Here is a 19,035-nt window from a genome sequence, read left to right as displayed (position 1 = left end):
TGCGGCCGCCCCTGCGGGCTGATCCACGGCCTCCCGCCGCTCCCCAGGGGCCCCGGGAAAGAGCGCGGGCTCCTGCCCGCAACAGCCGAAGCGGGAAGCCGAAGCGGGAAGCCGAAGCGGGAAGCCGAAGCGGGAAGCGGGAAGCCGGGCGCCATAGAGTGGGCCCTGGCCCACCGTGGCATGGAGGCTCCCCCCTGTGTGCATCCATACGACGTCCGAAACTGGCTGCTGCGAACCGCCCGTGGCGAGCGGCATCGCGTGGGTTCGGCTCATGGTGGGCCAGGGCCCACCCTATGCGAACGGCTTAGCGCTCGAGCGGCTTTTTCACCTATCGGACTTCGATCAGGTCGATGTCGAAGCGCTGTGGGCCTGTGCTGGTCGCGCTGAGGCTGATGCCGCGCAGGCGCGAGCGATCGAGACCCGGCTGCGTGGCGAGATCGATTTCGACGTTGCGCCATTCGGCGCTCGCGGCGATCGGCACCACCACGGGCGCGCCGTCGCCGGAGAACAGCAGCAGCTGCAGGGGCGCGGCGCTGCGCATCTGTAGATGCAGGGCTGACACCGCGCTCGCGTCAACCGGGGTCATCGGCGCGGCGCCCGGGCTGAAGAACACGCCGGCCCAGGCGGGCTGGCCACCGACGCCTTGCGAAGCGAGCTCGACCTCGACGCGCAACGCACCGGCACTCTCAGCTGCACCGTCTACGATGCGCGCGATACGTGCCGTCGAGCGACCGCCGCGCATCTGGTCCGAGGCCGCCATCCAGCTCGACGGCAGGGCGTCGGCGTCGAAGTCCGCGAGCGTGCCGGGCGCCAGCTTCGCGTCGGACGCGGCCGGCGGGCGCGCGTCGACGCGGCGGCCGTTCTTCCACACGCTGACGAGTTCGCGGGTGGCGCGGATGTCCGCGCTCGGGTCACCCTCCACTAGCACCAGATCGGCGCGCAGGCCCGGCGCGATGCGGCCGCGGTCGGTCAGGCCGAAGCGCTGCGCCGGCACGGAGGTCGCTGCGCGCAGGGCCTCGAGCGGGCTCAGGCCCGCTTCGACCAGCAGGGCCAGCTCGCCGTGCATCGAGACGCCGAACGCCGTGCCTGGATTCGGCGCATCGGTGCCGGCCAGCAGCGGCACGCGGGCGGCATGCAGGGCGGCGACGCGGGCTTTCGCGCGGTCGATCAGCTGCCTTGCCAGCGGCCCGAAGCTGGGGCGTCCGCGCAGCTGCTCGCGCTGGCTGGCCGACAGGCGTTCGGCGAGGCGCGGATGGTTCGCCAAGTCGTTGTCCACACCCGAGAACGCCGCGATCACCGACAGCGTCGGCGTGACGAAGGCGCCGCGCGTGCGCACAGCTTCGACGAATGCCGCGTCGTTGCCGGCATCGTGCGGCACATGCACGAGGCCATCCGCGCCCTGTTCCAGTACCTCGATGGCATTGGCCACCGTTGACACATGCGCCAGCGCGCGCAGGCCCTGCGCCTTGGCCGCGGTGATCACCGCCTGCGAGCGCGCGGCGTCCAGCGTTGGCATGCGCTCGGTATCGCGATAGGCCGACAGATCCTCGCGCACCAGCTTGATGAAGTCCGAGCCCTCGGCGCGGCGCGCGGCCACCCAGGCTTGCGCGGCTTCTGGCGTGTCCACGGTCGGCACGGCGACGCCGAACTGGGTGCCGTGACCGCCCTGTGCCGTGGCCAGCAGGCCCGCGCCCCAGAGGTCGGCATGCTCGCTGGTGGCCAGCGACTCGCGCTCGGCACGCGCGCTCTGCAGCAGCGCCGGATCGCCGAACATGTCGAGCACGGTGGTGGTGCCGAAACGCAGGGCTTCGCGGCGGGCCTCGCCGTAGGCGTGGACATGGGCGTCGATGAAGCCAGGCATCAGAGTCTGGCCGCTGGCTTCCACCACCGTCAGTCCACCAGCGGACAGCGATTCGGCGATCGCTTCGATGCGGCCGTCGCGCACGGCGACATCGGCTCGCGGCCAGAGCCTGTCGCCGTCGAACACGCGCGCGCCGCGGATCAGGAAGGCTGCGGGGCCGGCATCGTGCGCGGGTGGTTTCGCAGGAGACTTGGGTCCTTCGCTCAGCGCGATCAGTGCGATCAATGCAACGCCGCTCAGCGCGGCGATCAATGCGGGAGTGGAGAGGCGCGCCATGGCCTCAGCGCCCCTTGAGCCGCAGCGCGGCCAGCGCCAGGAAGAACACGGTGAAGCCGATCAGCACCGCGCTGTGCAGCAGCACGTTGACGCCTTCGATCTGGCCGCTGATGCCCAGCGCCAGCTGCGCGAGGTGCCAGGCCGGCCAGACTACCGCCAGCTTCTGGATGATCTCGGGAAAGGCAAACAGCGGCATCCACAGGCCCGACAGCACCGACATCGGCAGGTAGATCAGGTTGACGATGCCCACCGCCGCCTGGCCCTTGACCAGGCTGCCGATCAGCAGGCCCAGCGCGCAGAAGGGCAGGGCGCCGAGCATCAAGGCGCCCAGCAGCAGGGTCCAGTCGCCGAAAGCCATGCGCACATCGCCCAGGCCCATCGCCGCGGCGCTGAGCAGCAGCACCACGCAGAGCGCAGCGATCAGGCTCATCGCGATCTTGGCGGCGAAGTAGGCGGCGATCGGCATCGGCGACACGCGCTTCAGCTCCAGCAGGCCGCTTTCGCGCTCCATCGCCATGCCGACGCCGAAGCCGAACAGGGCCGGTCCGATCACCCCGAACACGCCATAGGTGGCGAACAGATAGGTCGCCTTCTGGAAGCTGCCCCACTGGCCCGGAATCAGCACCGCGAACATGAGGTAGAACGCCACCGGAAAGGCGAGGGTGGGGATGACGAAGGCCGGCGTGCGCGCCATGCGCAGCAGCTCGTACCAGGCCTCCAGCGCGTACAGGCGCAGGTTCTGTGCGCCTGTCATCGGCAGGCTCGAATGCAGGCTGGGGGCGTTCATGCGGCGTCTCCGGTCAGGGCGAGGAAGGCGTCTTCGAGGTTCAGCGGGCGGATCTCGATGCCGTGCAGCGCGGGATCGAGGTGCAGCAGGCGGCGCAGCAGGGCATCGCTGTCGCTGCAGCGGATCGACACGCGGCTGCCCTCGGGCTCGATCGACTGCACTTCCGGCAGCGCGGCGAGCTCGGCAGCCGAGAGCCGGGTCACGCAGCGGAGGCGCGCGCCTTGTGCGCGGGACTTGAGGCCGGAAGGCGTGTCCTCGGCGATCATGCGACCGCGCTCGATCAGCACGACGCGCTCGGCCAGCGCATCGGCCTCTTCCAAGTAGTGCGTGGTCAGCACGATCGAAGTGCCGGCCTCGCGCAGGGCATGGATCACCTGCCAGAAGCCGCGACGGGCTTCGACATCGAGTCCCGTGGTGGGCTCGTCGACGAACACCAGCTCGGGCGCGCCGCAGATCGCGAGCGCGAACTGCACGCGGCGCTGCTGGCCGCCGGAGAGCGCGGCATAGCGACGCGGGGCGAGTTCGGTCAGGCCTGCCAGCGCGAGCGTTTCGTCGACCGCACGCGGTGCCGGGTAGTAGCTGGCGAACAGATGCACGAGCTCGCGCACGCGCAGGGTCTCGGGCAGGCGCGCCTCCTGCAGCATCACGCCGATGCGGCGGCGGGCCGAGGCCTCTCGCGGGTCGGCGCCGAACAGGCTGACCTCGCCGGCGTCCGCAGCCAGACGCCCGGTGAGCAGACCGAGCGCCGTGCTCTTGCCGGCGCCATTGCTGCCCAACAGCGCCAGCAGCTCGCCGCGCCGCAGCTCCAGGTCGATGCCGTCGAGGGCGGTGATGGCGCCGTAACGCTTGCGGGCGCCAGTGAGTCGGGCGATCGGGTGGATGACAGGCGTCGACATGACAGGGCTCCGGATACGGCGGGTGCCGCGTGCAGCTCAGCTTCCGGATCCGGCGGCATAGCCATCAGTGGAGCCTGTCAGCCGTTTGGCATGACATTCGTCATCCACACCTGCTGTGGCCCCAAAAGAAACGGGCCCGATGCGCGGCTGCGCATCGGGCCCGTGAGAGCCGCATGCAGGGCTGGGTTACGGCGTGATGGTCTCGAAGCCGTCCTTGAACACCGCAACGCCCAGCACCGTCACCGTGGCGCTGTCGCTGTTGTTGGTGCCGTCGGGATCCGGATTGCCGGCCGACACCGTGGCGCTGGAGGTCGTCGCACCCGGTACGGCTGCAGCGTTGACGTTGGCAGTGACGGTAATCACCGGCGCGGTGGCTTCACCCGCCAGCGAGGCGCGGGTGCAGGTGGCCTGCTGGGGCGTGCCCGTGCTGCAGGTCCAGCCGGTGCCGGTGGCCGTCTGCACGGCGAAAGCCGGATCCAGTGCCACGACCACGTTGACCGAACTCGCGTTGCCGGTGCTGAGGTTCTCGACCTCCATCGCAAAGCTGGCGGTACCGCCCACCACCGCGCTCGCCGGACCAACCATGGTCATCGCCAGATCGGCCGGATCGCCGCTGACGCAGGACTGCACCTTGACGTCGTCGACGTACCAGCCTTCACGGGCCGCGGAGTCGTCGGTGCCCAGGCGCCAGCGCAGGCGCACGCTGTTGCCCGCATAGGGGCTCAGATCGACCAGGGTATTGCCATAGGGGCGCCCGGGGTTGGGTTCGCACCAGGCGTTGCGGCCAGCCAGCGGGTTGCCGAAGCTGGCGCTGATCGGCCCGCGATACGGGTCATTCAGCAGCGCCGCGCCGGCGAGCTGGGTGAAGGCGCCACCATCGACCGAGATCTCCAGCAGTCCGCCGTCATAGCAGCCCGTGGTGCCGTTGTTCTCGATGTTGCGCCAGTTCTGGAACTGCAGCGTCAGCGGCTGTTGGCCAGTCGGCAGATTGATCGCCGGCGAGGTCAGCTGTTGATCGGAGACCGTGGCGATATCGACTGCCAGCATGGCGTTGCCGCCCGAGGCCGGGCTCGGCCGAACGGTCGACAGCGCCCAGGTCTGCGCGCCGGTGCCGCCGACGGTGAAGCCACCTGCGCCAGCTGTGAAGTTCTCCGTGAACACGTCCGTGGCGATAGTGCCCTCTGCGCAATCGCCCGGCGCTGGCTGCGTGCGGAAGCTGAACACCGTCGAGTTGGTGCCGGCGCCGCAGACGTTGGCCGGCCGCACCCGCCAGTAGTGGGTGGTGTTGGAGGCCAGTGCCGAGGTCACGGCGATGTTCGTGCCGTTGCTGACGTTGCCGGTGAAGACGATGTTGGAGAACGCCATGTCGGTGGCGACTTCGACCGTGTAGCTGCTGGCCTGGGTGCCTGCGCTCCAGCTGAGCGTGGGCTGCAGTACCACATTGGTCGCGCCGTTGGCCGGCAGGGCGGGTGCTGCCACGCCGGGCAGCTGGGTGGCCACATTCAACTCGATATCGACATCGCGGACGAGGCTGCCCGAGGTGCCTTCGACCGTCACCGTGTTCAGACCGGCGGCGACGCCGGCATTGAGCGTCAGCGCCAGGCTGGAGCTGCCGGGCGGGGTCACCGGGCTGGTGCCGATCACGCCGCTGATGCCGGTCGGCAGCGCCGGGTTGAAAGCCAGCGCGACCGGATCGGTGAAGCCTGAGATCTGGCCGACCGTCAGCGTGGCGGCCGGCAGCGCGACCGGCGGCTCTGCCGCACAGACTTCCGCCTGGCGCAGGCTGGAATTGAGGGTGAAACCCGGCTCGCCGCAGGCATCGTGGCGGAAGCTGGCGATGCGGGTATTGTTGGTGGTGCCGGCCGGGCCCATGTACTCGCCGGTGAACCAGAAGGTGCAGCCGTCGACCGGGTCGATGCCCATCTGGTGGTAATCACCCCAGCGCTCGTTGCCCTGCGAACGTTCGCCGGTGACGATCGGGAACTCACCGGTGCTCATCACGCCCGGCGGATCGGTCGCCAGTCGGCCCGTATAGCGCAGGCCCGGGAAGATACCGGCCGGCGTTCCGGCCTGGCGGACCACACTGTAGGCCAGCGCGATGTTGCCGGCGCTGTCGATGCCGCTGCCGGCCATCCAGCGGTCGATGTTGCCGCCGGCGTCGGTCGGCGCGAAGGTGCCCTCGTCATGCAGGGCCCAAGCGGTGGCCGCGGTGCCCGCCGTGCGGCGCAGCTCGAACCAGCGGATGGCGCCGCGGATCTGCGGGTCGACCAGGGTATTGGTGGTGAGGTTGCCGACGATCGACTCGTAGGTGCCGAAGTTGCGGTACATCAGCACGTTCATGATCGGCTCGCGCAGCGGGTCGAGGCGCTGGCCGCTGGGCTGCGCAAAGGCCTGGAAGGCGGTCAGGCCGTTGAGGCGCGAGCTGAACTCGGAGATCGCGATCTGGTGCACGGGCGTGAGGGTGCCGGCCGGCGTCGGCGGTGCCCAGTCCATGCTGAGCTGCCAGAGCTCCAGGAAGTCATTGCTCGGATTGTTCGAGCCGGCGTTGTGCGCCTCGTCGTCGCGGTGGCGCATGATGATGCCGGGCGCGTTCGTCGGCGGCAGCTGGTCGCCGACGAAGTGGGCCGGCGTGGACAGCTGGAAGCCGAATCCGGACAGGTTCGGAACGGTGACACGTACGAAGCGCGCCGCCTGGCCCAGCAGCATTTTCTCGCGCTCGAAGGCGTAGATCGGGCGCGCGCCCGAGGTGCCGCCCTCGTTGGCGGTGGCGTAGTAGGCGTCGGTCCACACGCCGTACTTCGGATAGTCGGGGAAGGCCGGCATCACGAAGGTGTAGCGGTACCAGTTGTTCGCCGCGGTGTTGGCGGCGTCGTCGTTGGCGCTGACATAGACGCACAGTGCGCGACCGGCCTGCGGCGAGAACTCGGTGATCACCCAGCGCTGGGCAATGGGGTCGAACAGCACGATCGGGTCGCCCAGGCCGTTGTTGCAGGGCGAGGTGCCGGTCAGGGTGGTGGCCAGGATGAAGTTGGCCTGCAGCTCGCCGGTTTCCTTGTTGTAGACGCGGATACGCGAGCCGCCGGAGGCGTTGACCGCCTGCACGTACTGGGTGGTGCCGATGTCGCCGGTCGGATCGGGCGGCAGGGTGGTTCCGGGCGCGCCTTCGAAGTTCTGCAGCGGCGTACCGAAGCCCGCGCCGCGCTGCGGGGCGAGTCCGTCCAGGGCCTGCTGCAGCGCCACCAGCGGGTCGGCCTGCGGCGGATTCACCGGCTCGCGCTGCTGGGCCGCAAGTACCGCCGGATCATCCCAGTGCCGACGCGGAATCTCACGGATCGGGTCGCCGGGCAGCCACTCCAGGCCCACCGGATCATTGCGCACGTCGACGCTCAGGATCTCGGGCTGGACGACGCCGAGGAACTCGGTCTGCGCGGATTCATGCAGCGGATTGGTGGATTCGCTCGGCGCATCGCCCTTCTGCGCGACTGGCGCAGCGCTGACGTAGGCCGGGGCCGACAGGGCGAGGCCGCTGGCAATGGCCGCGGTCAGCAAACTCTTCGCAAGCTTCATGGAGATCCTCCCGGGGAGCCCGGTCTGGGTGGTGTCGGTTCGGACCGACGGAAACGGTGTGTTGGATCGATGACTCGGTACCACGACGTTCACCGGTCGGCGCCGTCGCCGATCGACTGCAGCAGTACCTCCCCGCCGCTGCTCTCGATGTCGAAGCGTCGCAGCGCTGGCGAGGCCGGGTCGCCCCGCTGGAACGACGCCTGCCATTGGCCGTCCTCATCCTGGCGCAGGCGGTCCAGCGGGAAGTCGGCGCGCACGCCGCGTGGAGCACGCGCCTCGACCTGCAGAGGTTCCTGCAGGTGCACATCGACGACGATGCCGCCGGCGGTGCGCAGGCGATGGGTGCCGGTGGCACGCGCCGACATCGGGTAGATGCGGAGCTCGCCGTCGACGCTCTCGGCTTCGATCAGGCCGTGGGTGGCGACGGTGATGCGGCCGCTGCGGCTGCGCGCCTGCACGGGGTTGTCGATACGGCGGACGACGATCTCGCCGAAATCGCTGCGCAGCGAGACCGGCACGCCCGCCGGCACGAAGGCATACAGATCGACGCGTCCACGCCGTCGGTCCGCAGGCGCATCGGGGTCGATGCCGGGATAGCGCACGCGAACGGCGGCTTCCGCACCCTCCTCATGCCATTCGATGCGGGCGGTGCGCGGCTGTTCGCCGATGCGCTGCTCCACGCCCTCGATCGCGACCGCCGCGCCGGAGGTCTGGCGGAGCTGGATGTCGCCGTAGGGATTATCCAGCACGATGCGCTGCGTGCCATCGGGCAGCTTGTGCTCGTCGCGGAAGCGCTCAAGCGTGTACGGCGGTACCGTGGTGCTGGCCGCACTGGTCGCAGCTTCAGGTGCTTGCTTCGGTGCGCCAGCGCACGCGCACAGGACGCCTGCCGCGGCAAGCGCGAAGATCTTCGCAAAGGAACCCACTCCGTCTCCCCACGGCGTGAAAGTTCCGCGAGTGTAGCAAGCCCGGACCGGGCTTCAAGCGCCCGCGGCTCGCGCGGAGTGCAAGACCCGTTCCAGTTCTTCCACCGGCTCCGGCGGGTCGAGCGGCTTGCCGCCTGTTTCGGATCAGGGGCAGGATGCACGGGCGTGGCCCGGAAAGTTGAATGCCGGGGCGCACAGTCGGTATGCGACGGTGTTCGAACTCGCGTCGGGGTCCGGCTCGGCCTCCCGGCATGTGCGCGCGGCACCGCTTCGAATCCATCTGCCTGGGAGAAAGTCGATGCGTCTGCCGATGTACGTTCCTGCCGTGCTGGCGCTGGTCGTCTGCGTATTGGTCAACTGCGCGTTCTGGGGTGGGGTCGCGCACTCCCGGATGCTCGGCCCGGTGGTGCCGGAGGCGCTGCGGCTGCAGGCGCCACTCGCCTACACCTGGCTGCTGCTTGGAGAAGCGGCGGGCTCGATCGCAGGGCTCGGCGAGAGTTTCGCAGGCTTCGCGGAAGCGGAACTCGGCGACACGGCGCCGCTGATCGAGTCCCGCAGCCTCGCGGCGGAGCGCGTGCTCGCGGCGCGGCCGGGCTGGTTGAAGCTGCTGCACGGCCTGCCCCTGGCTTTACTGCCGCTGGCCCTGCTGCTCTGGTGGCGGCGACCGCGGGGCTTCAAGACCTTCAGCTCGCGCTGAGTGCGCAGCAGGCGCTGCCCTGCCGCGCACCGGCAAGGCCAAGGTCCGATCGTCGCGCTGTTCAGCCCTCGCCGCAGTAGATCCGGTGCAGCACGCCGATGATGTCCTGCACCGGGCCGGGCGTGAGCGAGTAGTAGATCGTCTGTGCCGAGCGCCGCGTCTGCACAAGGCCCTCTTCCCGGAGCACTGCGAGGTGCTGGGAGAGCGCGGACTGCGAGAGCTCCATGCCGGCATTGATGTCCGACACCGCCTGCTCGCCGCCGACCAGCATGCACAGGATCATGAGCCGCCGGTCATTGGCCATGGCCTTGAGCAGGCGCGCGGCATCGTGCGCATGGGCACGCATTTCCTCGGCATCGGTGGGGGCGAGTGGGGGCATGGCTTGAGAGCGGGGATTGGGGATTGGGGATTCGGGATTCGCGAGCGATGCCTCTGCTCGCCTCACGCCGGAGGGTCTGACGCGCAGCTCCAGACAGGCGGATCTGTCGGCGCGTGAGAGTAGGGCGTCTGCGTGCTCCTGTGGAGCCCCAGCCGTAGCGCGGCCTTTAGCTCACCGCACCGCAGATGACCGGCTCTCACGAATCCCGAATCCCAAATCCCGAATCCCGGCTCTTCAGTGCTGCGTCACCGGCTTGCCTGCCGCGGTCCAGGCAGTGATGCCGCCGGCCAGGGAGCGCACGCGGGTGAAGCCGAGTTTCTGCAGGCTTTCCGCGGCCAGGGCCGAGCGCCCGCCGGTGCGGCAGTACAGGACGATCGGCTGCTCGCGCACGGCCAGCGCAGTTTCGGTGACGCAGGCGATGGCGGGGTTGGCCTCGACCTGGAATTCGAGCACCCCGCGCGGGATCGGGATCGCGCCGGCGATGTGGGCGGTGGCGAATTCGCCCGGCTCGCGCACATCGATCAGCACGTAGCTGCCGGGGGCTTCGGAAGCGAGTGCTTCGACGCTGACTTCGGTGATGCGGGCGCGGGCTTCGGCAACCAGCTCGGTGGGGGACTTGGACATGAACGGCTCCTGTCGAATATCAGTTGACGCTAATATTAGAAACCTCTAAATTGGCGTCGGTCAAGTCTAGCTGCTGCACGTGCGCCCAAGCTCCTCGGGCAGCAGTGGCCGAGCTTCAGGATCGCGCCCCACCGGCGGAGACGCGCTCCCACTCAGACGCCGGTTCGGGAGGGCTCAAAACATGGCCAGGATCCTCGTGGTGGGCGGCGGCATCGGCGGCATCAGCGTGGCCTACGAGCTGCGTGCGGGGCTGGGCAAGGCGCACGAGATCACCGTGGTGGGCGACAGCCCGCGCTTCTCGTTCACGCCCTCAAACCCGTGGGTGGCGGTCGGTTGGCGCAAGCCTTCGGACATCCAGATCGAGATCGGGCCCTATCTGGCGAAGAAGTCGATCGGCTTCGAGAGCTGCGGCGCGGCCGAGATCGTTCCGGGCGAGAACACGGTGGTGCTCGGCGACGGACGCCGGCTCGCCTACGACTACCTGGTGATCACCACCGGCCCGCGGCTTGCCTTCGACGAGATTCCGGGCTTGGGCCCGCACGGCGGCCACACGCATTCGATCTGCACCACGCCGCATGCGCTCTTGGCCTGGGAGGCCTACCAGGACTTCGTCAAGGACCCCGGCCCGATCGTCATCGGTGCGGCGCAGGGCGCGAGCTGCTTTGGACCGGCCTACGAGTTCGCGATGATCCTCGACGCCGATCTGCGCAAAAGGAAGCTCCGCGACCGCGTGCCGATCACCTACGTCAGCAGCGAGCCCTATGTCGGCCACATGGGCCTGGGCGGCGTCGGCGACAGCAAGGGCCTGCTGGAGAGCGAGTTCCGCCAGCGCCACATCAAATGGATCGTCAACGCGAAGATCGCCGAGGTGCGTGCGGGCGAGATGCTCGTTCACGAGATGAACGAGGCCGGCGAGAAGGCGCGCGAGCACACGCTGCCCTTCAAGTACTCGATGGTGCTGCCGGCCTTCACCGGCGTCGATGCGGTGCGCGCGGTCAAGCCGCTGTGCAACCCGCGCGGCTTCGTGCAGATCGACCGCCACCAGCGCAACCCCGCTTTCCCGAACATCTACTCGGCCGGCGTCTGCGTGGCGATCCCGCCGGTGGAGCAGACGCCGGTGCCGACCGGCGCGCCCAAGACCGGATTCATGATCGAGTCGATGGTCACCGCCATCGTCGAGAACATCCGCGCCGACCTCGAGGGCAAGGCGCCCGAGGCGGTGGCCACCTGGAACGCGATCTGCCTGGCCGACATGGGCGACACCGGCGCGGCCTTCGTGGCCCTGCCGCAGATCCCGCCGCGCAACGTCACCTGGGCCAAGGCCGGGCGTTGGGTGCACGTCGCCAAGATCGCCTTCGAGAAGTACTTCCTGTCGAAGATGAAGTCCGGCAACACCGAACCCGTCTACGAAAAGTATGTGCTCAAAGCGCTGGGCATCGAACGCCTGAAGTAGCTGTTGAAGACATGGGCCCGGAGCGCCCCCATGAGCCTCGCCAAACCCGCTCCCAACAAATCTCCAATCCCGAATCCCGGAGTCCAAGCCATGAACATCGACCGCGCCATGCTCGCCTTCGCCGGCACCCTGATCCTGATCAGCGTGCTGCTCACCCACTTCGTCTCGCCCTGGTGGCTGCTGCTGACCACCTTCGTCGGCCTCAACCTGCTGCAGTCCGCCTTCACCGGCTTCTGTCCCGCTGCCATCGTCATGGGCAAACTCGGCCTCAAGCCCGGCTGCGCCTTCGGTCAGGCTACCCGTTGAAGCACTGTTCGCTCCTTCGCCGCTGATGGAATCCGCCATGCGTCCGACTCCGCTTCCCATCGCGCTTGCCCTCGCGGCAGCCCTGTCGCTGTCCGCCTGTGGCAGCGAGGCGCCGCTTGCGCCGCGCAGCTCTGCCACGCCCGATATCGAACTGATCTCGGTCGCAGCCGACAGCGCCGTGCGCGAACGGGTCTGGGACGGCGTGGTCGAAGCCGTGCACTCGGCCACGCTCTCGGCACAGACCGGCGGGCGCGTGCTGGAGCTGCCCTTCGATGTCAACGATTACGTCAAGGCGGGTGATGTGGTGGTGCGCTTCACCGACGTCGAGCAGCAGTCGGCGCAGCGTCAGGCACGGGCCGCGCTGGCCGCGGCGCAGGCGGCGGCCAGCGAGGCCGAGGCCGAGTTCAAGCGCGTGTCGGAGATCTATGAGCGCCGCCTGGTCTCGCGGGCCCAGCTCGACCAGGCCACCGCGCGTCGCGACGCCACCCGCGCCCAGCTCGAATCCGCGCAGGCGGCGGTGAAGGCGGCCAGCGAGCAGGTCGACTACACCGCGGTGCGTGCGCCCTACTCGGGCATCGTCACCCAGCGCTTCGTCGAAGTCGGCGAAACCGTGCGCCCCGGGCAGACGCTGATCGCCGGCCTGTCGCTGGACCGCCTGCGTTTGCAGGTGCGGGTGCCGCAGTCGGATGTCGAGGCCATCCGCGGCAATGGCCGCGCCTTCCTGTTGCTGGACGGCGGCCGTCGCGTCGAGGCCGAGAAGGTCACCGTGTTTCCCTACGCGGATCCGGCGACCCACAGCTTCAGCGTTCGCGTGGATCTGCCCGAAGCCGACACCGGCCTGTCGCCCGGCATGGCCGCCAAGGTCGCTTTCGTGGTGGGTGAGGACGCGCGCCTGCTGTTGCCGGTGACGAGTCTGGTCAAGCGCAGCGAGGTGACCGCGGCCTACGTGGTCGGCGAGGCCGGGCTTGCCCTGCGCCAGCTGCGCCTCGGCCACCGCATCGGCGATCGCATTGAGGTGCTGTCCGGTTTGAGCGCGGGCGAGCAAGTCGCCGCTGATCCGGTGGCCGCCGGCCTGTGGCTGGAGCAGCAGCGTCGGGAGCGCAGCGATGGCTGAGTCGCAGGCCATGCCGCGCATGGGCATCTCCGGACGCCTCGCCGCGGCCTTCCAGAACAATCCGCTGACGCCGATCCTGGCGATTGCTGGCCTGCTGCTCGGCCTGATCGCGGTGCTGATCACTCCGCGCGAGGAAGAGCCGCAGATCGACGTGACCATGGCCAATGTGTTCGTGCCCTTCCCGGGCGCGCCGGCCGAGGACGTCGAGAACCTGGTCAGCTATCCGCTGGAGCAGGTGTTGTCGGAGATCGAGGGCGTCAAGCACGTCTACTCGATCAGCCGGCCCGGCGTGGCGGTGATCACCGTCGAATACACGGTCGGCGTGCCGCGCGCCGATGCCATCCTGCGCCTGTACAACCAGGTCTATTCGAACGCCGACTGGGCGCCGCCGAATCTCGGCGTCGGCCAGCCGCTGGTGCGGCCGATGGGCATTGATGACGTGCCGGTGATGAGCCTGACCGTGTGGACCGACGACCCCGCCCGCGGCGGCGTGGAAGTCGCCGAGGTCGCGCACACGCTGGAGACGGAACTGAAGCGCGTGCCCGGCACCCGCGATGTCTACACCATCGGCGCGCCCGAGCGCGCGGTGGTGGTCGAGCTCGACGCCCAGCGACTCGCCAGCTACGGCATCGACATGAACGACCTTGCCGGCGCCCTGCAGGCCAGCAACGTGGTGATGCAGGCTGGCGAGCGCGTTGAGGACGGCCGGCAGATCCCGGTCACCGCCGGCACCTACCTGGCCGATGCGCAGCAGGTCGCCGAACTGGTCATCGGCCTGCGTGAAGGCCGGCCGCTGTACCTGTCGGACGTCGCCGAGATCCGTCGCGGTGCCGACCTGCCGGTGAGCTATGTCTGGCATGCCAGGCCCGAGCAGGGCCAGCTCTTGGCCATGCACCCGGCGGTGACGATCGCCATCGCCAAGAAGCCCGGCGCCAATGCCTCGGACATCACCCGCGCGATCGGTCGGCGCATTGGCGAGCTGCGCGGCAGCCTGATCCCCGAAGGCGTGCAGGTCGACATCACCCGCGACTACGGCAAGACCGCCAACGACAAGGCGATCCAGCTGATCCAGAAGCTGATCTTCGCGACGATGGCGGTGGTGCTGCTGGTGCTGTTCGCGCTGGGCTGGCGCGAGGCGGTGGTGGTCGGTACCGCGGTGATCATCACGCTGGCGCTGACCCTGTTCGCCAGCTGGGCGATGGGCTTCACCATCAACCGGGTCTCGCTGTTCGCCCTGATCTTCTCGATCGGCATCCTCGTCGACGACGCCGTCGTGGTGGTCGAGAACATCCACCGCCACATGGCGCGCGGCGGCAAGTCCCTGCTGGAGGCGATCCCGCCGGCGGTGGACGAGGTCGGCAGCCCGACGATACTTGCCACCTTCACGGTGATCGCAGCGCTGCTGCCGATGGCCTTCGTCAGCGGGCTGATGGGCCCCTACATGCGGCCGATCCCGATCAATGCCTCGGTCGGCATGCTGCTGTCGCTGGCCGTGGCCCTGATCGTCACGCCCTGGCTGTCGCTGAAGCTGCTGTCGCGACATGAGGCGGCCCATAGGGTGGGCCCTGGCCCACCGGAACTTGAACCTTCCGATGCCTCGAATTTGTCGGGGTCGAGTGGTGCGACGGATGAAGGGCGGGGCAGGGCCCAGGCCATGGTGGGCCAGGGCCCACCCTATGCAGGTACTGGCGCGAAGGCGATCGGCGACGGTCACGGCAGCGGCATCGCCGCACGTCTGCACGGCCTGTTCGAGCGCCTGCTGCGGCCCTTCCTGCATCGCGAGCGCGGCGCGCGCCGGCGCCTGTGGCTGTTCGCCGGCATCGTCGGCGCGGTGGTGCTGTCGGCCGGTCTTGCCGTGGTGCAGCTGGTGGTGCTGAAGATGCTGCCCTTCGACAACAAGTCGGAGTTCCAGGTGGTGGTCGACCTGCCCGAGGGCAGCACGGTCGAGCGCACCAACGCGCTGCTGCAGGAGCTGGCCCTGATCCTGGCCCAGGTGCCGGAAGTCGCCGACATGCAGGGCTATGCCGGCACCTCGGCGCCGGTCAACTTCAACGGACTGGTGCGCCAGTACTACCTGCGCGAGGGCGCCAACGTCGGCGACCTGCAGGTCAATCTGGTCGACAAGTCCGAGCGCAGCCGCAAGAGTCACGACATCGCGCGCGCGGTGCGCCCGGCCCTGCAGCAGATCGCCCAGCGCTATGGCGCGGCGCTGAAGGTGGTCGAAGTGCCGCCCGGCCCGCCGGTGATGTCGCCCCTGGTCGCCGAGGTCTACGGGCCGGATGCCGCCGGCGCGCGCGCCATCGCCCTGAAGGTGGCCGAGGTCTTCCGCGGCACCGAGGGCCTCGTCGACATCGACACCACGGTCGAGGCCGAGGCTTCGCGCGAGGTGCTGGTGGTGGACCGCGAGCGCGCAGCAAGGCTCGGCATCAGCCAGGCGCAGATCGCGCAGGCTTTGAGTGCAGGCGTGAGCGGCGTCGATGCCACCTTCCTGCGCGACGGCGCATCGAAGTATCCGGTGCCGGTGCGGCTGCGCCTGCCGGCCGGCGAGCAGGCGCGTCTTGAGGCCCTGCTGGCGCTGCGCATCCGCAGCGCCGACGGCCGCCTGCTGCCGCTGTCGGAAGTCGTGCGGGTCGAGCGCACCGGCTGGGAGTCGGCGATCTATCACAAGGACCTGCTGCCCGTGGTCTATGTGATGGCCGACGAGGCCGGTGCGCTCGACAGCCCGCTGTACGGCATGTTCTCGGTGGTTTCGAGCTTGAACGAAGCGGCTGACCTGCCCTGGCCGATCGAGCAGCGATTCTTCTCCGCGCCCGAGAGCACCGCCGGCTTCAGCCTCAAGTGGGACGGCGAATGGCAGATCACCTTCGAGACCTTCCGCGACATGGGCATCGCCTATGCCGCCGGCATGCTGCTGATCTACCTGCTGGTGGTGGCGCAATTCCGCAGCTATGCCGTGCCGCTGGTGATCATGGCGCCGATCCCCTTGACCGTGATCGGCGTGATGCCGGGCCATGCCCTGCTGGGCGCGCAGTTCACCGCCACCAGCATGATCGGCATGATCGCCTTGGCCGGCATCATCGTGCGCAACTCGATCCTGCTGGTGGACTTCATCAACCATGAGATCGCCCACGGCCGGCCGCTCGACGAGGCCGTGATCGAAGCCTGCGCGGTGCGTGCCCAGCCGATCGCGCTGACCGCGCTGGCGGCGATGGCGGGTGCCTTCTTCATCCTCGATGATCCGATCTTCAACGGGCTTGCCATCGCGCTGATCTTCGGCATCCTCGTGTCCACCGTGCTGACCCTGGTGGTGATCCCCTTGCTCTACTACAGCCTGTTGAAGTTCCAGGAAGGACGCGCCGCATGAGTGACGACAGCATCATCCTCGCCTGCCCGCACTGCCATGGTCTGAATCGTGTGCCGCAGGCGCGGCTGTACGATGGGCCCAACTGTGGCCGCTGCGGCGGCGCGATCTTCACCGGTAGGCCCTTCGACCTCACCGGCGAAAGCTTCGAAGCCCATGCCGGCCGCGCCCAGCTGCCGGTGCTGGTCGACTTCTGGGCGCCCTGGTGCGGGCCCTGCCGGCTGATGGCGCCGGCCTTCGCCCAGGCCGCGCAGCAACTGGAGCCGCAGTTCCATCTGGCCAAGGTCGATACCGAGGCGCATCCGGGCCTGGGTCAGCAGTTCGGCATCCGCAGCATTCCCACGCTCGTGCTGTTCCATCACGGCACCGAGGTCGCGCGCCAGTCGGGCGCACTGCCTGCGGCGGGCATCGTCCAGTTCGCGCGCAGCGCCTTCATGCAGTACGCCCAGGGGCAATGAGATGAGCGAAACCCAGAGCTTCAGCATCACCATCGAGCAGGAACAGGACTACGTCTTCCGCGTGCGCTTCGAAGGCACGGGGATTCCCGACCTCATGACCGACGAACCCGAGCCGCTGGGCGGTGGCAGCGGCCCGAACCCCTCACGCATGCTGGTCGCGGCGGTCGCCAACTGCATGGGCGCGAGCCTGCTGTTCGCCCTGCGCAAGTACAAGAACGATCCAGGCCCGCTGAAGGTGAAGGCGATCGCCACGATGGGCCGCAACGAGGCCGGCCGCATGCGCGTGGCGAAGGTCGATGCGCAGATCGAGCTGCCCGAGATGGCCGGCAGCTACCAGCAGCTGGAGCGCATCCTCCAGCAGTTCGAGCAGTTCTGCGTGGTTACCGAGAGCGTGCGCTCCGGGGTCGAGGTCGACGTCAGCGTGGTCGACGTCACCGGTGCGCTGCTGCATGGGCCGGGACTGCCGGCGGCGGAAAGCTGAACGCGGCGGCTCAGGCGCGATTGAATCTGTCAGGATTGGGGCGACGACGACACCCGTTTTCGCCCCCGACCACGGATGCGCCCGCTGATGGTTCCACGCTCGCTCTGCCTGCTTCTTCTCGCCTGTGCGCCCGCGGTCGCGTGGGCGGCTGAATGCCCTGCCGACCGCAGCCTCGATCCCGCGGCCCTTGAAGCCTCTGGCGCGGTCATTGGTGAGCTGCGCTTCCTGCGCCGCAATGTGTTCGACACCGAGCTGCCGGAAGAGAACAAGGCCCTGTTCCGCGCCGCCAACCGGCTGCATCGCCTGACCCGCGAATCGACCCTGCGCAAGCCGCTGTTGATCGAAGAGGGTCAGCCCTACCAACACCGCTTGCTGCAGGAGTCTGCGCGCCTGCTGCGCGCCACCGAGTACCTGCGCGAGGCCGAGCTGCGCCCCGTGGCCTGCGTCGATGGCCGGGTCGCGGTCGAAGTCGAAACCCGCGATGTCTGGTCCCTGAATCCGGGCATCGCCGGCAGCCGGCGCGGCGGCGAGTCGAGCTTTGGCATTGATCTGGAAGAAAGCAATCTGGCGGGTCGCGGCGCCCTGCTTAGACTGTCGCGGCGCGGCGATGCCGATCGCAACAGCACCGCCCTGCGCTACCGCAACGAGCACGAGTTGGGCCGCTGGCGCGGTATCGATGTCGCGTTCGAGGACAACAGCGACGGCCGCGGCTATCTGCTGGGCGTCGAGCAGCCGTTCTACGCGCTGGATGTCCGCGAGGCGTGGGGCCTGCGCGTCGATCACCTGACCCTGGTCGAGAGTTTCTACGAGCTCGGCGAGGAGGTTTCGGAGTACCGCCAGCGCAACCGCGATCTGGATGTCTGGTGGGGACGCTCGGCCGGCCTGCGCGAGGGCAGGGTGCTGCGCTGGAGCGTCGGCCTGCGCGACCAGCAGCGCGAGTTCCTGCCCGCGCGCGATCCCGCGCTGCTTGGGCCGGTGCCCGAAGACCGTCACCTCACCGGGCCCTGGGTGGGCATGGAGTACATCCGCGACCAGTGGGAAGTGCTGCGCAACTACGACCAGATCGACATCAGCGAGGACGCCCTGCTCGGCACCCGCTTCAGCGCGCGTCTGGGGCGTGCGGCCGAGGCGCTGGGTGGCGATCGCGATGCCTGGTGGCTGGAGGGTGAGGCCAGCCGCGGCTGGCGTTTCGGCGGCGGCGACCTGCTGCGCTTCGCCAGCCAGTTCGAGCTGCGCGAGGAAGACGGCGAAACCCGCAATCTGAGCGTCGCTGGCGACCTGCGCTACTACCGCCAGACCGGGCCCAGACGATTGTTCTTCGCCGAGCTAGAAGCGCAGTACGGACACAAGCTCGACCTCGACAACCGCATCTACCTCGGCGGCGACACCGGCCTGCGCGGCTATCCGCTGCGCTGGGCCGGCGGCGAGAGCTATGCCCGCTTGAGCGTCGAGCAGCGCTACTTCACCGACTGGTACCCCTGGCGCCTGTTCCGCGTCGGCGGCGCAGTGTTCGCCGACGTCGGCCGGGTCTGGGGCAGCGATCCGCTGGATCGACCGAACCCGGGGCGCCTGGCCAACGTCGGCGTCGGTCTGCGCCTGTCCAATACGCGCAGCGCCTTCGCGCGGGTGATCCACATCGACCTCGCGGTGCCCATCGACAGCGATCCGCGGCTGGAGAACGTCGAGCTGGTGCTGGAGGCGCGGCGGGCGTTCTGAGGGCTGGGAATCGGGAATCGGGAATCGGGAATCGGGAATCGGGAATCGCGGCGAGGTCGCAGTCCCCGCCGTATAGGGTGGGCCCTGGCCCACCAAGACGTGAGCGCTGGCTCCGGTTCGTCGAGCCCTCTTT

15 protein-coding genes are annotated in these 19,035 nt (G+C 69.0%); 8 read left to right on the top strand and 7 right to left on the bottom strand.

What is annotated here, in order from left to right; translation table 11 throughout:
* Window positions 1-328 precede the first annotated feature (328 nt).
* From Q0654_RS06200 to Q0654_RS06180, 5 genes are all read right to left on the bottom strand, one after another.
* Window positions 329-2,137, bottom strand: coding sequence for an amidohydrolase family protein (locus tag Q0654_RS06200; RefSeq protein WP_298851618.1), 1,809 nt, complete (start codon window positions 2,135-2,137; stop codon window positions 329-331).
* 4 nt (window positions 2,138-2,141) lie between these two features.
* Window positions 2,142-2,924 carry an ABC transporter permease gene (locus tag Q0654_RS06195; RefSeq protein WP_298851616.1) on the bottom strand — a complete coding sequence of 261 codons (783 nt, stop codon included), beginning with the start codon at window positions 2,922-2,924 and terminating at the stop codon, window positions 2,142-2,144.
* On the bottom strand, window positions 2,921-3,820 hold the full coding sequence (locus tag Q0654_RS06190) for an ABC transporter ATP-binding protein (protein ID WP_298851614.1): 900 nt from the start codon (window positions 3,818-3,820) through the stop codon (window positions 2,921-2,923). The genes Q0654_RS06195 and Q0654_RS06190 overlap by 4 nt, the downstream gene beginning before the upstream one ends.
* Window positions 3,821-4,006: 186 nt before the next feature.
* Window positions 4,007-7,387, bottom strand: a complete 3,381-nt coding sequence (locus Q0654_RS06185) for a hypothetical protein (protein ID WP_298851612.1) — start codon at window positions 7,385-7,387, stop codon at window positions 4,007-4,009.
* A gap of 89 nt (window positions 7,388-7,476) precedes the next feature.
* Complete coding sequence (locus Q0654_RS06180; RefSeq protein WP_298851610.1) at window positions 7,477-8,313, bottom strand: hypothetical protein; 837 nt, start codon at window positions 8,311-8,313, stop codon at window positions 7,477-7,479.
* Window positions 8,314-8,611: 298 nt separating this feature from the next.
* Here Q0654_RS06180 and Q0654_RS06175 point away from each other — a divergent pair, with 298 nt between their 5' ends.
* Entirely contained in the window at window positions 8,612-9,010 is a 399-nt protein-coding gene (locus tag Q0654_RS06175; protein WP_298851607.1) for a hypothetical protein, read from the top strand.
* A gap of 61 nt (window positions 9,011-9,071) precedes the next feature.
* Here Q0654_RS06175 and Q0654_RS06170 read toward each other — a convergent pair whose 3' ends face one another.
* Both Q0654_RS06170 and Q0654_RS06165 read right to left on the bottom strand, forming a co-directional pair.
* Complete coding sequence (locus Q0654_RS06170) at window positions 9,072-9,389, bottom strand: metalloregulator ArsR/SmtB family transcription factor (RefSeq protein ID WP_298851605.1); 318 nt, start codon at window positions 9,387-9,389, stop codon at window positions 9,072-9,074.
* A 234-nt stretch (window positions 9,390-9,623) separates the two neighbouring features.
* A complete protein-coding gene (locus Q0654_RS06165) occupies window positions 9,624-10,013 on the bottom strand; it encodes a rhodanese-like domain-containing protein (protein ID WP_298851603.1) in 390 nt (129 codons plus the stop codon).
* A 181-nt stretch (window positions 10,014-10,194) separates the two neighbouring features.
* Between Q0654_RS06165 and Q0654_RS06160 the strand changes: the two genes are divergently transcribed.
* The 7 genes from Q0654_RS06160 to Q0654_RS06130 all read left to right on the top strand — a co-directional run bounded on the left by Q0654_RS06160 (window position 10,195) and on the right by Q0654_RS06130 (window position 18,902).
* Entirely contained in the window at window positions 10,195-11,466 is a 1,272-nt protein-coding gene (locus Q0654_RS06160) for an FAD-dependent oxidoreductase (protein WP_298851601.1), read from the top strand.
* 90 nt (window positions 11,467-11,556) lie between these two features.
* Window positions 11,557-11,772 carry a DUF2892 domain-containing protein gene (locus tag Q0654_RS06155; protein WP_298851599.1) on the top strand — a complete coding sequence of 72 codons (216 nt, stop codon included), beginning with the start codon at window positions 11,557-11,559 and terminating at the stop codon, window positions 11,770-11,772.
* A gap of 37 nt (window positions 11,773-11,809) precedes the next feature.
* Window positions 11,810-12,886 (top strand): efflux RND transporter periplasmic adaptor subunit, encoded by a 1,077-nt coding sequence (locus Q0654_RS06150; RefSeq protein WP_298851597.1) that lies wholly within the window; start codon window positions 11,810-11,812, stop codon window positions 12,884-12,886.
* Window positions 12,879-16,250 (top strand): efflux RND transporter permease subunit, encoded by a 3,372-nt coding sequence (locus Q0654_RS06145; RefSeq protein ID WP_298851595.1) that lies wholly within the window; start codon window positions 12,879-12,881, stop codon window positions 16,248-16,250. The genes Q0654_RS06150 and Q0654_RS06145 overlap by 8 nt, the downstream gene beginning before the upstream one ends.
* Entirely contained in the window at window positions 16,247-16,705 is a 459-nt protein-coding gene (trxC, locus tag Q0654_RS06140) for a thioredoxin TrxC (protein WP_298851593.1), read from the top strand. The genes Q0654_RS06145 and trxC overlap by 4 nt, the downstream gene beginning before the upstream one ends.
* Before the next feature lies 1 nt (window position 16,706).
* The gene (locus Q0654_RS06135; RefSeq protein WP_298851591.1) at window positions 16,707-17,186 is read left to right on the top strand and encodes an OsmC family protein; all 480 of its coding nucleotides are present in this window, start codon (window positions 16,707-16,709) and stop codon (window positions 17,184-17,186) included.
* Between the two features lie 87 nt (window positions 17,187-17,273).
* Window positions 17,274-18,902 carry a BamA/TamA family outer membrane protein gene (locus Q0654_RS06130; RefSeq protein WP_298851589.1) on the top strand — a complete coding sequence of 543 codons (1,629 nt, stop codon included), beginning with the start codon at window positions 17,274-17,276 and terminating at the stop codon, window positions 18,900-18,902.
* Window positions 18,903-19,035 lie beyond the last annotated feature (133 nt).

Origin of the sequence: uncultured Aquimonas sp., from assembly GCF_937888285.1 — a bacterium.
In the GTDB taxonomy this organism is placed as follows: domain Bacteria; phylum Pseudomonadota; class Gammaproteobacteria; order Xanthomonadales; family Xanthomonadaceae; genus Aquimonas.
Note: the sequence above shows the minus strand (reverse complement) of the source record. Positions and strands in the feature narration are given on the sequence as shown.

Coding starts and splice junctions, on each gene's coding strand:
- Q0654_RS06190 (WP_298851614.1), bottom strand. CDS start 3,820: ATGTCGACGCCTGTCATCCACCCGATCGCCCGACTCACTGGCGCCCGC.
- Q0654_RS06130 (WP_298851589.1), top strand. CDS start 17,274: ATGGTTCCACGCTCGCTCTGCCTGCTTCTTCTCGCCTGTGCGCCCGCG.
- Q0654_RS06185 (WP_298851612.1), bottom strand. CDS start 7,387: ATGAAGCTTGCGAAGAGTTTGCTGACCGCGGCCATTGCCAGCGGCCTC.
- Q0654_RS06155 (WP_298851599.1), top strand. CDS start 11,557: ATGAACATCGACCGCGCCATGCTCGCCTTCGCCGGCACCCTGATCCTG.
- Q0654_RS06195 (WP_298851616.1), bottom strand. CDS start 2,924: ATGAACGCCCCCAGCCTGCATTCGAGCCTGCCGATGACAGGCGCACAG.
- Q0654_RS06200 (WP_298851618.1), bottom strand. CDS start 2,137: ATGGCGCGCCTCTCCACTCCCGCATTGATCGCCGCGCTGAGCGGCGTT.
- Q0654_RS06145 (WP_298851595.1), top strand. CDS start 12,879: ATGGCTGAGTCGCAGGCCATGCCGCGCATGGGCATCTCCGGACGCCTC.
- Q0654_RS06160 (WP_298851601.1), top strand. CDS start 10,195: ATGGCCAGGATCCTCGTGGTGGGCGGCGGCATCGGCGGCATCAGCGTG.
- trxC (WP_298851593.1), top strand. CDS start 16,247: ATGAGTGACGACAGCATCATCCTCGCCTGCCCGCACTGCCATGGTCTG.
- Q0654_RS06135 (WP_298851591.1), top strand. CDS start 16,707: ATGAGCGAAACCCAGAGCTTCAGCATCACCATCGAGCAGGAACAGGAC.
- Q0654_RS06150 (WP_298851597.1), top strand. CDS start 11,810: ATGCGTCCGACTCCGCTTCCCATCGCGCTTGCCCTCGCGGCAGCCCTG.
- Q0654_RS06170 (WP_298851605.1), bottom strand. CDS start 9,389: ATGCCCCCACTCGCCCCCACCGATGCCGAGGAAATGCGTGCCCATGCG.
- Q0654_RS06175 (WP_298851607.1), top strand. CDS start 8,612: ATGCGTCTGCCGATGTACGTTCCTGCCGTGCTGGCGCTGGTCGTCTGC.
- Q0654_RS06165 (WP_298851603.1), bottom strand. CDS start 10,013: ATGTCCAAGTCCCCCACCGAGCTGGTTGCCGAAGCCCGCGCCCGCATC.